Genomic DNA, 14,754 nt, shown 5'->3' on the forward strand with positions numbered 1-14,754 from the left:
GGGCCCTGGGTGACCGAGCCGCGGTGGACCGGGCCGTGGCAGACCGGGCCCCGGGTGACCGGGCCGTGGCCGACCGGACCGTAGCGGAACGAGCCGCGGGCGACCGGGTCGTGGCGGACCGAGTCCTGGGTGACCAGGTCGCGGCGGACCTGGCCGCGGGTGACCGGGCAGTAGCGGAACGAGCCATGGGCGATCGGGCCGTGGTCGCTCTGGACGGTCGTAACCGCCTGATCAGCGACTCCGCGCAGCGGTTGCTGACGCCCGAGCTGCTGGGGGCGCTGGAGCGTACGGCGGTGAGCGCGCGGCAGGCGGATGCCGTGGGTGAGGCCGGTCAGTCCGAGGACACGGGACCGGCCGAGCTGTCCGAGATGCGTGAACTGCCCCAGTCGGCCGAGGCGTCCGCGCTGCACGAGGGCGCTGGATGCGTCGTGCGGATCGATCCCGTACGGCTGGACGGCGCGGTCATCGGGATCGTCGCCGTCCTGGAGCCGCTCGCCGGTCCGGGGCCGTCCGTGCCGGTGCCTGCCCTGCCGCGCCCGTCCTGCTCGCTCACCGGTTCGTCGGTCCCCTGGCGGCACGCCGTCGGCCGTGCCGCCGAACTGGCCCGCTCGCCGGAGCCGTTGCTGCTGACCGGTGAGCGCGGAACGGGCAAGGCCGCTCTGGCTCTGGACCTGCTCGGCAGTGCGGCAGGGACGGCCGTCGAGATCGCCGACGCGGCGCTGGACGCCGGGCTCGAAAGGGCCTTGCCCACCTGGCCGGCCGATCGCCCGCTGCTGCTCCGGCACGCCGAGCGCCTCGCACAGCCCGGCGTGGCCGCGCTCAACTCCCTGCTCGACACGCACCCGGACACCCGGCTGCTGGTCACCTACACGCCCGGCGCGCCGGTGGGCCCCTGCCTCCAGCGTCTGCTGGACAAACTGTCCGCCCGCTCGCTGACCCTGCCCCCGCTGCGGGAACGCACCGAGGACATACGGGAGCTACTGCCGGCCCTGGCACCACGACCGGCCCCCGGACAACCGCCGCTGACCTGGACACTGGACGCCCTGCGCGCGCTCGAACGGTACCCGTGGCCCGGGAACGTCACCGAGCTGGCCCACGTCGTCCGGGCCCTCGCGGAGCACCGCCGGATGTCGGGGCCGGTCCGCCGGGCGGAGCTGCCGGACGCCGTGCGGGAAGGACCGGCCGCGCGGCCGCTCAGCCCGATGGAGCACGCCGAGCGCGCCGCGATCCTGGAGGCACTGCGCCGTCACGGCGGCAACAAGGCGCGCGCGGCGGCCGCGCTGGGAATCGGCCGGGCGACGCTGTACCGCAAGCTGCGGGGCTACCGAGGCTGAGGGCCGCACCGGCACGGCTCCCGCGCGGCCCGGCACTGCCCGGCACCCCTTCACCTCCCCCCTCAGCCTCCCAGTTCCTGCCGCAGCAGGACGCAATTGGCAGCGATCACTCCCCCGGTCACCACCACGGCCGCGGCAGTGGTGAGACGACGGTTCACGCAGCTCCCCATCACCGTGGTCCTGCTCGTCAGCCACACGAGGGGCACGAGGGTGAACGGCAGACCGAGAGACAGGGCGGCCTGGGACCAGAGCAGCGCGGTCGTCGCGTCGATCTGGAAGCCCAGCACCAGCAGGGCCGGTGCCACGGTGCAGAGGCGGCGGACCGTGGCCGGCACCGAGCGGCGGAGGAAACCGGCCATCGCCACCTGCCCCGCGTACGTGCCGACGGAGGACGACGCGAGGCCCGAGACGAGCAGGGCGAAGGCGAAGAGGAGCGCCACATGGCCGCCCAGAGCCTCCCCGAGCCCGGCGTGCACGCCCTCCAGGCCCTCGGGGCCCGTGCCGTCGCGCTCGAAAACACGCGCGGCCACCAGCAGCATCGACGCGTTGACCAGACCGGCCACACCCAGCGCGGCCCAGACGTCGGTGCGAACCCGGCGCAGCATCGGCCGCGCCGCCGCCCGCCCCCCGGGACGCGACAGAGCCTCGTCGACGACGGGCGCGGCTCGACGGTGACGAGACGTCAGGTCGGAGTGCACGTAGACGGCGTGCGGCATGACCGTGGCTCCGATGATCCCGGCGGCGAGCATCGCGCTCTCCCCGTCGGGCGCGGTGAACGTGAGTCCGGGCGCGTACGCCCCGGACTGTACGCCCGTCCACAGGAAGGAAGCCACGATCAGTGCGAGGAGCAGGGCGATCGTGCCCTCGAACGCACGCCGGTGGCGGGTCTCGAGTGCGAGAATCGCGAACGAGAGCACCGCAGTGATGATCCCGCCCGCCAGGAGCGGCAGGCCGAAGAGCAGGTTCAGGGCGATCGCGCCGCCCACGATCTCGGCCAGGTCGGTGGCGATCGCCACCAGCTCCGCCTGCACCCACAGAGGCATGACGACGTACCGAGGACAGTGCTCGCGGCAGAGCTGCGCCAGGTTGCGTCCCGAGGCCAGACCCGCCTTCGCGGACAGGTACTGGACGAGGATCCCCACGAGGTTGGCGGTGAGCAGGACCCACAGCAGGCCGGTTCCGTAGCCCGCGCCGGCGGAGAAGTTCGTCGCGAAGTTCCCCGGGTCGACGTAGGCGACGGCGGCGACGAACCCCGGCCCGATCAGCGCCGCTCCGAGCCTTCCGGGGCGTACGACGACGGGCGGCCGGGCGGAAGTCCCCTCCCTCATGCCGAATGGCGCAGGAGCTCACCGGGCCGGTGGCCCGCCCGTGCCCGCGGCAGTCTCTCCGTGAGTATCGCCTCGTGCAGCCCCCGGAGTTCCGCCGACGGTTCGAGGCCGACCTGGTCCACCATCACCGAGTGCAGGTCCCGGTAGACCTCCAGGGCCCGGGTGCGGTACCCCGAGTTGACGAGGGCGCGGATGTAGTTGGAGTTGAAGCCCTCGTGGAGGGGGTAGCGCGTCACCAGCGTGGACAGCTCTCCCAGCACCTTCCGGTCCCTGCCGAGTGCCAGTTCGGCCTCGATCTTCGCCTCGATCAGCGACAACCGTGCCTGCTCCAGGCCATGAATCTCGGCCTGGATGTACTGGCCGGCCTGCACGTCCATCAATGCCTGTCCGTGCCACAGGGACAGCGCGCTCTCCGCGGACCGCACGGCCCCCTCGTAGTCCTTCCTGTCCATCTCCTTGTGCGCCCGTCGTTCGAAATCCCGGAATTCTGTTACATCGAGATCCACCTGCGAGGCCGCGAGAATGTATCCGCCCGATCGATGCACCAGGTATTCTTTTGCCACCGTCCTGGCTGACACCCCGATCGATTCCGCCAGGAATCTACGAAGGTGCAGGATGTAAGTCTGCAGCGTTGTCATCGCACTCTTGGGCGGATTCTCCGTCCAGAGCTCGTCGATGATCTGGCCGGTAGACGTGACGTGGGGGAGATTGAGAAGCAGCAGCGCCAGAAGCTGTTTCTCCTTGTTGGACGACGGCGACGATTCCCGCTTGCTCGTGCTCACCGCCAGTGGCCCGAGAAGCCGAGCGAACAAGCTGCCCACCTACCTTGGTGAATGGCCACGCCGGCCGACGCCGGGTGACCGCGGTCCATGGCCCCGACCACGCTAGGTTTCGGACGTAAGATCTTTGCGCACGCCCCCACACACGAACGTAAGATCTTTGCGCACGTTCGCGAATATGACCGCTTATCGACGCATTGACGATCACCATGTTCGAAATTTCGCACGGCGCAAGAGAATGCGTGGTGTAGCGTGACCGCATTCCCCCGACGATTCGCTGCCGTGGAGGTGTGATCACGCAATGCGCGTTACGCTGACGACACTCGGAGCACGCGGCGACACTCAGCCGTTCGTGACGTTGGGACATGAATTGAGATCCCGTGGTCACGACGTTCGCATCGCCGCCCCGGCAGTGTATTCCGATGTCGTACACGAGGCCGGACTCGAATTGATACCGCTGCCCGGAGATCCTGGGGAATTCCTGCCCGGAAGGGCGTGGAAGTCCCTCGACGAGGACCGGCTCGCCGCCCGGGTGGGACGCACCACCTCCGCCGTCCGCCTGTCCCGTGCCCTGAGCGTGCTCCCCCAGCACACCCTGGAGGACCGCCGGGAGCTCGTCGAGCTCCTCGGCTCCGCGTGCAAGGGCGCCGACCTCGTCGTCAACTCCGTGCTCACCCGCCCGTACCACCTGCTCGTCGAGGACCCCACGCCCTGGGCCGCCGTATGCCTGATCCCCCAGTCGAGCACCGGTGCGTTCCCCGCCTTCGGCGCTCCCCCGCTTCCGCTCGGTTCCCCGTACAACCGGCTCACCCACCTGGCGCGCCGGCAGTGGGAGTGGCACTGCGCGCGCGGGCCCGTGAACAGGGTCCGGCGAGGCAGCGGGCACCGCCCGCTCGGCCTGCGGTCGCCGCTGCGGGCGATGGGCGAGAAGAACCCGATCCTGTATCCCTTCAGCCCCAGCCTCGTACCGCCGCCCGCCGACTGGCCGGCCAACTGCCACATGACCGGGTTCTGGTACTGGGACCGCACGACCTGGGAGCCCTCGGCCGACCTCCGCGCCTTCGTCGAGGAAGGGTCGCCGCCGGTGGTCTTCACCATGGGAAGCCTCTGGCCGCTGCACCGGAGGTACGGGATTTTCGCGATGGCGTGGGAAGCGGTGCGCAAGGCCGGCCGACGCATGGTCTTCGTCGGCGCCGACGACGGGGAGGAGTTGCCCCCCGGCGTCTTCCAGGTCACAGAGGCGGACCACCGCTGGCTCTTCCCCCGGGCCTCCTGCGTGATCCATCACGGCGGTCTGGGGACCATGTCGCAGGCCCTGCGCGCGGGCGTCCCGCAGATGTCCGTCCCAGCGCTGGTCGACCAGCCCTACTTCGCCGAGCGCCTGACGGAGTTGGGCGTGGCGTCGGCCCCGGTCCCCCTGGCCGGGCTCTCGGCCCCGAAGTTCGCGGCGTCCGTCGACGAGTGCCTGCGCAATCCGGATCTCGTGCGCCGGGCGGCCCAAGTGGCCCGCAGCGTACGGCAGGAGCCTGGTGTGACTCGGGCGGCGGAGGCCCTGGAGAGCTGGGTCGGCGCGGGCTGCCCCGGTATGTGACCGTCCCAGGGCCGGGGACGGCGGCGATCGCGAGGAGCGGCCCCGGGGAACGCAGTTCCCCGGGGCCCCTCGTCATCGCGTTCGGACTACGAACCGCCGTCCACGTGGACGTTCTCGCCGCAGATGTTGCCGTTGGCCGCGGAGGCGAGGTAGGCGATGCAGCGCGCCACCTCCTGCGGGGTGCTGAAGCGCCCCGACGCGATGCGCGACTGGAGGACCTCCAGTCTCTCCTTGGTCAGCACCCTCTCCAGTTGTTCGTTGAGGATGCCGCCCGGCGTCACCACGTTGGTCAGGACGCCCCGCCGCCCGTACTCCACGCCCAGACTCCTGGCGACGCCGAGCAGGGCCGCCTTGGTCGCACCGGCCGCCGTCTCGAACGGCGCGTCACCGGCCCACCCTCGTTCACAGCCCAGCGAGGACACCAGTACGACCCGTCCCCAGCCCGCCGACGCCATGAGGGGGATGACACGCTGAACGGTGAAAAGGGTCGACTCCAGATCGGTACGGACGCGCCGCCGGACGTCGTCCCTCGGCAGCGTGTCGAAAGGCGTCGTGGCCAAGGGCGCCGGCGGGGACATGGCGTTGGCCACCAGGATGTCCACCGAGCCCCAGGCCGACACGACGGCGTCGACGCACTCGTCGATCACGTCGGGCGACTCCAGGTCGTAGGCCACCGCCATGGCCCGCCCGCCCGCGCGTTCGATGTCGTGCACGAGGTTCTTCGCCGCAGCCTCGTTCGAACGGTAGGTGACGGCCACGCGGGCGCCCTCGGCGGCCAGCGTCCGGCAGGTGTGCGAACCGACACCGATGCCCGAACCGCCCGTGACCAGTGCCACCTTGTCCTTGATTCCGAGATCCATGCTTCCACCTTTCGGCTGTCGTTCGGCCTTTCGGCTGTCGCTCAGCGGACCACCGCGCCGCCGCTCACGTGCACGTCCTGTCCGTTCACGACCTGGTTGGCGGCCGAGCCGAGGACGACCACCATGGTGGCGACGTCGGCCGCCTCGACGAGGCGGCCCTGAGGGGACAGCGCGACGAACTCGTCCCGGTAGTCGGGGAACCACGGCTTGGTCACGTTGGTCTCGGTGCGGGTCAGACCGAGCACGACCACGTTGCACAGGATGTCGGCGTCACCCGCCGAGAACGCCAGTGACCGGTTGAACCCGTGCAGCGCGGCCTTGGCGGCGCCGTAGAACTCGAATCCCTTCTTGCCCTGGGAGACCAGGCTGCTGGACACCTGGACGATGCGTCCCCACCCCGTCTCCCGCATCTGCCCGAGCGCGGCCGACGAGAACTCGACAGCGGTCTCGACGTTCAGACGCAGCACCTCGCGCCAGGGCACGGCGTCGAGTTCCCCGATGTCGAGCGCCGGCGCCGCCGGCTGGAACAGGGCGTTGTTCACCAGCACCTGGACCGGCCCGGCCCACCGGTTCACCGACCGTACGACGTCGTGGACACCACCGTTCTCACCCATGCGGTGGGGCACCGCGAGGACGCGTCCGTCCCCCTCGCGTTCGAGATCCTCGGCGGTCTGCCGGTCGGAGTGGTAGGTGAAGGCCACCTTGGCGCCCTCGGCGGCGAACGCCCGTACGAGTTCGCGTCCGACGCCTCCGCTGCCGCCGGTGACCAGGACCGTCCGGTCCCGCAACGCCAGGTCCACGCTCACGCCCCGCCCGCCATGGCCAGCCGCCGGTAGTGATCGCGGGCGTTGCCGTGCAGCACCTGCTGCCGGTCCTCCTCGCCGAGCGTGCCGAGCAGGTGCCGGGCGGCGCTTTCGTACCGGTGCGGGAAATCGCTGCTGTACATCAGGACGCGCGGGGCCTCGCACAGGGCCGCTGCCTCCCGGAGCGCCTCGTCGTCCGGCGGCAGGTGAGCCGGCTCCAGGGTGAACCTGACGCGGTCACGGACGAGATACGAGGGTTCGCGGTCCAGCCACGGCACCTCCCGCCACAGGCTCTTCCAGTCCTTGTCCAGCCGCCACAGCAGCGGGGCCAGCCACGAGAAGCCGCATTCGGCGACCGTCAGGCGCAGCCCGTCGACGCGGGCCAGAACACCACTGGAGACGAGGCTCACGAGCTGGTTCTGCGCGGCGCGGTGCTGGTCGACGACCATGTCCTCCACGAAGCTGCCGTGGTATCCGGTCGGTGAGGCGCTCAGGCCGGTGCGGCCGCCGGAGTGCAGACAGACCACGAGGCCGGCCTCGGCTGCCGCCTCCAGGACAGGCCGGAACGACGGTTCCCCGTAGCGGAACTCGTTGCGCACCGGCAGGAGGATCCGCACGAAGCGAGGGTTTTCCGCGACGCGTTGGATCTCGGTCACGGCCTCCTCGACATCCAGCGTCGGTATCACGGCGCTGCCGAAGAGCCGCGGATCCTCGTCGAGCAGGACATCGGCCGTCCAGGAGTTGACCGCCCGGGCCCCGACCGCTTCGAACTGCGCGCTCCTGCTGAAGTCGAAGAGCACCGTACAGGTGAGGACGGCAGCCGCCACCGGGCCGTGCTCGTCCTGGTCCAGCGCTGCGAGCTCCGCGGCCCGGGCCGGAGTGCGGGCATCGCCCTGCGGAGCCTCGTCGGGGGGCGGGTAGTCGCCGCGCTGCCGGGCGGTCAGCCGCACCCCGCCTTCCTCGGCGTACCGCTGCCAGTACTGCGGCAGATAGGCCGCGAGCTCCGCGAAGTCCGAGGGTGCGACGTGCACGTCCGTGTCGATGAGCCCGTTGGTGGTCACGCCGCCACCTCCGCGGGGATGCGGTACAGCGACTCCGCGTTGGTGCGCAGCACCGCCTCACGGAGTTCCTTGGGCAGGTCCTTCAGGGCGTGGTCCGGGGCGTCGAAGTCCCAGTGCGGGTAGTCGGAGGCGAACAGCAACCGGTCCTCGATGTCCGCCTGCCGGATCGCCCGGGGCAGATCGCGCGCCCGGGGAGGCTCCTCGATGGGCTGGGTCGTCAGCCAGAAGTGTTCCCGGAAGTACTCCGAGGGCAGTTTGCGCAGGCCGGGCAGGTCGCTGTGCCAGGTGCGGTACAGCGCGTCCATGGACCATTGCAGCGGGCCGGCCCAGGCGATCCCGCCCTCCACCAGTACGACGCGGAGTTCGGGGAACCGCTCGAAGGTGCCGCCGAGGACGAGGCTCATGACCACCGACTGCATCTCCCCGCTGAACTCGCAGTGCTCTTCGAGGTAGTAGCTCGGTGGTCCGGTGAGCCGGTAGCTCGGCACGCCTCCGCTGTGCACCCCCAGAGGCAGCCCCGTCTCACAGGCGGCCTCAAGGACGGGCCAGTACTTCGGAGAGCCCATGGGGAGTTCGGTGTTGGCGGGGGCGAGCACCTGCTGGAACCTGGGGTCGGCCGCCCGGCGCCGTATCTCCTCGGCCGCCATGACCGGCGTCTCGAACGGGACGGACACGGAGCCGATGAAACGGCCGTCCTTCTCGAGGAACCGGTCCGTGAGCCAGTCGTTGAGGCCCCGGCACAGGGCATCGGAGAATTCGGCATGCTCGGCGCCGAAGCTGTGGGCGTGCAGAGGAATCAGCACGGCGGCGGCGAGGTCATAGAGATCGAGGAGTTGCTCCTTCATCAGATCGACGTCGTTCCCGGGAAAGGTGTCGGGCCAGGCGTCCCTTCGGTAACCGCCGTTGCGCATACGGGGATAGACACTTCCCGGCACCGGGGGCCTGATCCCGTACTTCTCGAACTTGGTCCGCCACACGGGTGGCAGATACGCACTCACCTCCCCGGGCATGACGAAGGGGTGGACATCGGCGTCCACTGCTTTGGTGAACTGTTTCCTCGACAGGGAAACCACTTCCTTCCCGGGGAATGTGCCGAACGACGTAGGGGACGGAATCACCGTGGCGGCCGGTCCGGCCGGCGGGAGGTGTCGACCACGACGTACCGGTCCTGGACGCGCACCTCGTAGGAATCCGCGACGAACGGTCCCGGGGACCGGCCCGGGGCCGGGGAGCCGGCCGGCTCCGCCGTGACGCTGACGTGGTAGCCGCGGGCCGGGGGATGGTCCGCCCCGAAGTAGGACTGTCCCGTCCGGATGTCGTACTCCCAGCCGTGCCAGGGGCACGCGACGAACCACGTCTCCTCGTCGACGTCGACCCGGCGGCCGTCCTGGGCCGACAGGTTGGGCAGTACCTTGCCCGCGCAGAGGGGAGCGCCCTGGTGCGGACAGTAGTTGCGCAGCGCGTAGTACTCATCGTTGATGCGGAACACGCCGACCGTTCTGTTCCCGATCTGGACGATCTTGGCGCGGCGTTCCTCGAATTCGGTGACCGTGCCCACGACGTACTGCATGCCGGGTGCGTTCCCTTCTCATGTCGCTGACTGCGGTCAGGGTGGCTCCCGGTACTCGCGAAATCCTCGACCATCGCTCAGCCGCGGGCGCGAGCCGATTTCGAGGCCCGCTCGAGCAAACCGGCAGACGATCGAGGAACAGCATCTACAGCTCAGGAGGCCGGCTGTGACACGAGTGGTGGTTACCGGGCTCGGTGTTCGCGCCCCAGGCGGGTCGGGGGTGAAGGAATTCTGGAGTCTGCTCAGTGAAGGACGCACCGCGACTCGGGGGATCACCTTTTTCGATTCTTCCCCCTTTCGTTCGCGCGTCGCCGGTGAGGTGGATTTCGACGGTGCCGCCGAGGGGCTGACCCCGCAGGAACTCAGGCGAATGGACCGGGCCACCCAGTTCGCGGTGGTGTGCGCACGGGAGGCTCTGGCCGACAGCGGTCTGCCCCTCGAGGCGCACGCCCCCGAACGACGCGGTGTCGTGCTGGGCAGCGCGGTCGCCGCCGCGACCAGCCTGGAGAACGAGTACCTGGTGCTGTCCGACTCCGGCCGCGACTGGCTGGTGGACCCGGCGCACCTGTCCCCCTACATGGGCGACTACCTGTCCCCGGGCGTCGCGCCCGCGGAGGTGGCCTGGACGGCCGGGGCGGAAGGGCCCGTGATCATGGTGTCGGACGGCTGCACGTCGGGGCTCGACGCCGTCGGCTACGGGGTCCAGCTCATCCAGGAGGGCAGTGCCGACGTGGTCGTCGCGGGAGCCACGGACACACCGATCACCCCCATCGTCGTGGCGTGCTTCGACGCCATCAAGGCGACGACCCCGCGCAACGACGAGCCCGCCCTGGCCTCGCGCCCCTTCGACGCCACCCGGAACGGCTTCGTCCTGGCGGAGGGCGCCGCGATGTTCGTCCTGGAGAGCCACGCCTCGGCGAGGGCACGGGGCGCCCATGTCTATGCCGAGATCGGCGGCTACGCCACGCGGTGCAACGCCTACCACATGACGGGGCTGAAGAAGGACGGCCGGGAAATGGCGGAGGCGATCAGGGTGGCGCTCGATCAGGCACGTCTGAACCCCACCGACATCGACTACGTCAACGCCCACGGTTCCGGCACCAAGCAGAACGACCGGCACGAGACCGCGGCCTTCAAGACCAGCCTGGGCCGGCACGCGTACGACGTGCCCGTCAGTTCCATCAAGTCGATGATCGGGCACTCGCTCGGCGCGATCGGCTCCCTCGAGATCGCCGCTTCGCTGCTGGCCATCGAGAACGACACCGTCCCGCCGACGGCGAACCTGCACCACCCCGACCCGGAATGCGATCTCGACTACGTGCCGCTCACCGCCCGGGAACAGCCCACGAACGCGGTGCTGACGGTGGGCAGCGGGTTCGGGGGCTTCCAGAGCGCGATGGTCCTGCACCGTCCGGAGGTGACGGCCGTATGAGCACCGCACGCACCGTCGTCACCGGGGTCGGCGTCGTGGCTCCCAACGGAGTGGGCGCCCGGGCCTACTGGGACGGGTTGCTGGCCGGCAAGAACGGCATATCCGAACTGACCCGCTTCGAGGCCTCGAGCTACCGGGCCCGCCTCGCCGGGCAGATCGACGACTTTCTGGCCACGGACCACATTCCCTCCCGGCTGATGCCCCAGACGGACGTCTCCACCCGCTACGCACTCACCGCGGCCGAGGAGGCCCTCAAGGACGCCGGCGTCGGGCCCGAGTGCGGCCTGGCGGACTACGACATGGGAGTCGTCACCTCCACCGCCCAGGGCGGATTCGACTTCACCCACCGTGAGTTCCGCAAGTTATGGAGCCGCGGACCTGAGTTCGTGAGTGTCTATGAGTCGTTCGCCTGGTTCTACGCCGTCAACACGGGCCAGATCTCCATCCGGCACGGGACCCGCGGCCCTTCGGCGGCGCTGGTGGCCGAGCAGGCGGGCGGCCTCGACGCGATCGGGCACGCACGTCGGACGGTGAACGCCGGTACCCCGCTGGTGCTGTGCGGCGGGGTCGACTCGGCGCTGGATCCATGGGGCTGGCTGTCCCAGCTCGCCGACCAGCGGGTGACCACCGCCACAGATCCCGAGCGCGCCTACCTCCCGTTCGACACCGAAGCCGCCGGTCATGTGCCCGGCGAGGGCGGTGCCATGCTGGTCGTCGAGGACGCGGAGTCCGCCGCGCGCCGCGGTGCCCCCCAGGTGTACGGGCAGATCGCGGGCTACGCGGCCACGTTCGACCCGGCGCCGGGAACGGGCCGTCCGCCGGCCCTGGCCAGGGCGGCCCGGCTGGCTCTGGAGCAGGCGGCACTCGACCGTTCCGACGTCGACGTCGTGTTCGCCGACGGTGCCGCGCGTCCCGACGCGGACCGAAGCGAGGCGGAGGCGATCCGTGAACTGTTCGGTCCGCACGGCGTTCCCGTCACCGTACCCAAGGCGCTCCTGGGCCGGATGTGCGCGGGCGGCGGCCCGGCCGACCTGGTCGCGGCCGTCCTGGCCCTGCGCGACGGCGTGGTTCCGGCGACCGCGCACACCTCCCAGGTGCCCGCCGCCTACGAACTCGACCTGGTGACCGGTGAGCCACGCGACATCCGCCCCCGCTCGGCCCTCGTCCTGGCCCGCGGCCGGCACGGCTTCAACACCGCGGTCGTCCTGACCGCCGGCGAGGACCGCTGACAAACCTCACGCAGACCCCTGAAGCGACACATCAATGGAGGAGCATCGTCATGGCTGAACTCACCCTCGACTCGTTGCGCCGGATCCTGGTGACATGCGCCGGCGAGAGCGACACGGACGGCATGGGGGACGAGACGCTGGACCTCAGCTTCCAGGACCTCGGCTACGACTCGCTGGCCCTGATGGAGGCGGCCGCGGTGATCGAGCGCGAGTACGGGGTCGCCCTGTCCGACGAGGTGGTGGCGACGGTTCCCACCCCCCGCGCGCTCCTCGACCTGGTCAACGAGTCCTCACAGAACGCCGCCTGACACCGACCGGTCCGCCAAGGAGGGCACCAGGATGAACGGCACCACACTGCATCGCACCGAGCACTCCCTGACCATCGCGGCTCCCGCCGACGAGCTGTACGCCGTGGTCGCGGACGTCACCCGATGGCCCGCCGTGTTCGAGCCGACCGTGGCCGTGCGCCACCTGGAACGGGTGGGGCGCACCGAGCGCTTCCAGATCTGGGCGGAGGTCAACGGCCGGGTGGTCACCTGGCGCTCCACCCGCGTCCTCGACGGTGACCGCCGAGTGATCATCTTCCATCAGGAGCACAGCGCTCCGCCGTTCGCGCGCATGTCGGGGGCCTGGTTCTTCCGCGCATCCGCCGACGGGAGCACGGAGGTGGTGCTGCGCCACCGGTTCGCCGTGGCCGACCCGGGCGCTCTGGCGGACGCCGAGCGGGCCCTGGAGGCCAACAGCACACGGGAGCTGAACGCCTTGGCGGGGGTGGTCGCATCCGGTCACCCGGTGGACGAGGTGACGTTCTCGTTCACCGACACGATGGTCCTCGAACGCCCGGTGGAGGAGACGTACGCCTTCGTCGAGCACGCCGAGCGATGGGAGCGGACTCTTCCGCACGTCACCCGTGTCGTCCTGGAGGAGCCGGCCCCTGGTGTGCAGCACCTGGAGATGGACACAGCGGTGGACGGCACGTCGCACACCACGCGGTCGGTGCGCATCTGCCGGCAGCCGGGGTGGATCGCCTACAAGCAGCGGGTCACTCCGCCGCTGCTGGCCGGGCACAGCGGGGAGTGGATCTTCGAGTCGCACCCCGAAGGAACCCTGGCGGTGGCGCGCCACACCGTGACCCTCCGCCCGGAGGCGATCCCGCGGCTGCTGGGTCCCGGTGCCTCGGTGGCCGACGCGCGCGCCCATGTGCGGGAGGCGCTGGGCCGCAACAGCCGGGCCACGCTGGGACATGCCGCGGCCGTGACGGCCGAGGCCAGGGCCTGAGGGTCGAAGGGCGACGGCCGCATGGCAACCGACTCGGACACCTTCCGCGCGTTCTTCGGCTCCGTCCCGACAGCCGTGGCGGTGGTGACCGCCGCGGCTCCCGGAGCAGGTCCGCAGGGATTCACCTGCAACTCCTTCACCGCCGTCTCGGCCGATCCGCCGCTGCTTCTGGTGTGCGCGGACCACCGCTCCCGCACGCTGCCCACGGTGCTCTCGGCCGAGGCGTTCGTCGTCCACCTGCTCGCCGAGAGCGGAGCGGACCTGGGGCGCCGCTTCGCGGGCAGCCTCGACGACAAGTTCACCGGCCTGCGCTGGCACCCGTCCTCGGCGGTCGGTGACGCTCCGGTCATCAAGGACGACGCGATCCTCGCCTGGGCGGAGTGTGCCCTGGCCGACGTGGTGCGCATGGGCGACCACAGCCTCCTGGTGGGCCGGATGGAGACCGCCGTGGTGCGACCGCGCCACCCCGTGCTCTACCAGCGGGGTGTGTTCAGCCCTTGGCTCGTCGCCTGCGAGGCGGTGCCTCAGGCGTGACAGGCCGGCAGCTTTCCGTGGAAGGCGACCATGTCGGCGAAGAGGGCGTTCATGTCCATCGGGCTGCCCGGTTCGGCCCCCTGCGCCTCGGCGCGGGCACGGTGCAGGTTGGGAACGAGGCGCTCGGAGTCCAGCCAGTCACCGAACCGGCCGAGGTCGGCCGACCGGGCGATGGCGAGGGGGTGCAGGCCGGCCGCGGCGCCCTCGGCGGCCAGCGACCGCAGGAGCCGGAGGTACTCGGCGGTGTCGTCCAGTACCTCCGGTCCACTGACCGGGCCGTGGCCGGGGACGATCACCCTGGCTTCCAGGCCGCGCAACGCGTCGAGTGCCGCCAGGCATCCGGACACCGACCCCATCGGCACGAACGGCGTCACGCCCGCCATGACGATGTCCCCGGTGAACAGCACCCGGCTGTCCGGGAGCCATACGACCACGTCGCCGCTGGTGTGGGCCGGCCCCAAGTGCAGCAGTTCCACGCGCCGCTCTGCGAGATGGAGTGTCAGGCGGTCCGGGAACACGATCCGCGGCGGGACCAGCTGCACGTCGCCCCAGTCGACGTCCGGCCACAGGCCGGTCAGGTGCAGCCGGGCCGCCAGCATCTCGTCGCGCGCTCGTTCATGGCCGATGACAGCGGCCTCCGGAAAGACGAAGTTACCGAAGGTGTGGTCCCCGTGGGAATGAGTGTTGACGATCGTGGTGGGGGCTGCCCCTGTCACGGAAGCCACCGCCTCACGCAGCCGCCGGGCGCGGGCCTCGGTCGCCGCGGTGTCGACGAGCATCGCCTGCCCGTCGGCGACGACCAGCCCCGCATTGTTCACGCACCAGCCCCCGTCGGGCTGGAGATAGGCGAAGACGCCGTCGGCGACCTGCTCGAGCCGGACCGCACGCAGGTTTCCTTCCTGCCTCATGTCGACCTCCTCAGACGAGTCCTGCAGCTCACGCATCATCAGCTGAG

15 protein-coding genes are annotated in these 14,754 nt (G+C 70.6%); 7 read left to right on the forward strand and 8 right to left on the reverse strand.

The window, feature by feature from the left end; translation table 11 throughout:
• A partial coding sequence (locus GTY47_RS08420; RefSeq protein ID WP_010034316.1) for a helix-turn-helix domain-containing protein occupies window positions 1-1,334 on the forward strand: 1,334 nt, incomplete at its 5' end.
• Between the two features lie 62 nt (window positions 1,335-1,396).
• Here the strand turns inward: GTY47_RS08420 and GTY47_RS08425 are convergent.
• Both GTY47_RS08425 and GTY47_RS08430 read right to left on the reverse strand, forming a co-directional pair.
• Window positions 1,397-2,662 (reverse strand): Nramp family divalent metal transporter, encoded by a 1,266-nt coding sequence (locus tag GTY47_RS08425; protein ID WP_010034319.1) that lies wholly within the window; start codon window positions 2,660-2,662, stop codon window positions 1,397-1,399.
• Complete coding sequence (locus tag GTY47_RS08430; protein WP_158688382.1) at window positions 2,659-3,444, reverse strand: AfsR/SARP family transcriptional regulator; 786 nt, start codon at window positions 3,442-3,444, stop codon at window positions 2,659-2,661. Before GTY47_RS08430 ends, GTY47_RS08425 begins: the two co-directional genes overlap by 4 nt.
• A gap of 298 nt (window positions 3,445-3,742) precedes the next feature.
• Between GTY47_RS08430 and GTY47_RS08435 the strand changes: the two genes are divergently transcribed.
• Complete coding sequence (locus GTY47_RS08435) at window positions 3,743-5,032, forward strand: glycosyltransferase (protein ID WP_029180775.1); 1,290 nt, start codon at window positions 3,743-3,745, stop codon at window positions 5,030-5,032.
• Window positions 5,033-5,118: 86 nt separating this feature from the next.
• On the opposite strand, the gene GTY47_RS08440 is transcribed toward GTY47_RS08435, so the two are convergent.
• The 5 genes from GTY47_RS08440 to GTY47_RS08460 form a co-directional block, all read right to left on the reverse strand.
• On the reverse strand, window positions 5,119-5,892 hold the full coding sequence (locus GTY47_RS08440) for an SDR family oxidoreductase (RefSeq protein WP_010034330.1): 774 nt from the start codon (window positions 5,890-5,892) through the stop codon (window positions 5,119-5,121).
• 41 nt (window positions 5,893-5,933) lie between these two features.
• Complete coding sequence (locus GTY47_RS08445) at window positions 5,934-6,698, reverse strand: SDR family oxidoreductase (RefSeq protein ID WP_010034333.1); 765 nt, start codon at window positions 6,696-6,698, stop codon at window positions 5,934-5,936.
• Window positions 6,695-7,756 (reverse strand): amidohydrolase family protein, encoded by a 1,062-nt coding sequence (locus GTY47_RS08450; protein WP_010034335.1) that lies wholly within the window; start codon window positions 7,754-7,756, stop codon window positions 6,695-6,697. Before GTY47_RS08450 ends, GTY47_RS08445 begins: the two co-directional genes overlap by 4 nt.
• A complete protein-coding gene (locus GTY47_RS08455; RefSeq protein ID WP_010034338.1) occupies window positions 7,753-8,793 on the reverse strand; it encodes an amidohydrolase family protein in 1,041 nt (346 codons plus the stop codon). The genes GTY47_RS08450 and GTY47_RS08455 overlap by 4 nt, the downstream gene beginning before the upstream one ends.
• A 77-nt stretch (window positions 8,794-8,870) precedes the next feature.
• Window positions 8,871-9,326 carry a Rieske 2Fe-2S domain-containing protein gene (locus tag GTY47_RS08460; RefSeq protein ID WP_010034342.1) on the reverse strand — a complete coding sequence of 152 codons (456 nt, stop codon included), beginning with the start codon at window positions 9,324-9,326 and terminating at the stop codon, window positions 8,871-8,873.
• 130 nt (window positions 9,327-9,456) lie between these two features.
• On the opposite strand from GTY47_RS08460, the gene GTY47_RS08465 reads away from it, so the two are divergent.
• Genes GTY47_RS08465 through GTY47_RS08485 form a run of 5 tightly spaced genes read left to right on the forward strand, consistent with a single transcriptional unit; the run spans window position 9,457 to window position 13,799 of the window.
• Entirely contained in the window at window positions 9,457-10,758 is a 1,302-nt protein-coding gene (locus GTY47_RS08465; RefSeq protein WP_324604437.1) for a beta-ketoacyl-[acyl-carrier-protein] synthase family protein, read from the forward strand.
• Entirely contained in the window at window positions 10,755-11,987 is a 1,233-nt protein-coding gene (locus GTY47_RS08470; RefSeq protein ID WP_010034349.1) for a ketosynthase chain-length factor, read from the forward strand. Before GTY47_RS08465 ends, GTY47_RS08470 begins: the two co-directional genes overlap by 4 nt.
• A gap of 50 nt (window positions 11,988-12,037) precedes the next feature.
• On the forward strand, window positions 12,038-12,295 hold the full coding sequence (locus GTY47_RS08475) for an acyl carrier protein (RefSeq protein WP_010034351.1): 258 nt from the start codon (window positions 12,038-12,040) through the stop codon (window positions 12,293-12,295).
• A gap of 31 nt (window positions 12,296-12,326) precedes the next feature.
• Window positions 12,327-13,265 (forward strand): aromatase/cyclase, encoded by a 939-nt coding sequence (locus GTY47_RS08480; RefSeq protein ID WP_010034353.1) that lies wholly within the window; start codon window positions 12,327-12,329, stop codon window positions 13,263-13,265.
• A 21-nt stretch (window positions 13,266-13,286) separates the two neighbouring features.
• Window positions 13,287-13,799 carry a flavin reductase family protein gene (locus GTY47_RS08485; protein ID WP_010034356.1) on the forward strand — a complete coding sequence of 171 codons (513 nt, stop codon included), beginning with the start codon at window positions 13,287-13,289 and terminating at the stop codon, window positions 13,797-13,799.
• Here GTY47_RS08485 and GTY47_RS08490 read toward each other — a convergent pair.
• On the reverse strand, window positions 13,790-14,707 hold the full coding sequence (locus tag GTY47_RS08490; protein WP_029180779.1) for an MBL fold metallo-hydrolase: 918 nt from the start codon (window positions 14,705-14,707) through the stop codon (window positions 13,790-13,792). The two genes, GTY47_RS08485 and GTY47_RS08490, sit on opposite strands and share 10 nt — an antisense overlap.
• Window positions 14,708-14,754: the final 47 nt, after the last annotated feature.

The sequence above is a fragment of the Streptomyces sp. SID5464 genome (assembly GCF_009862985.1).
GTDB classification, from domain to species: domain Bacteria; phylum Actinomycetota; class Actinomycetes; order Streptomycetales; family Streptomycetaceae; genus Streptomyces; species Streptomyces chartreusis_D.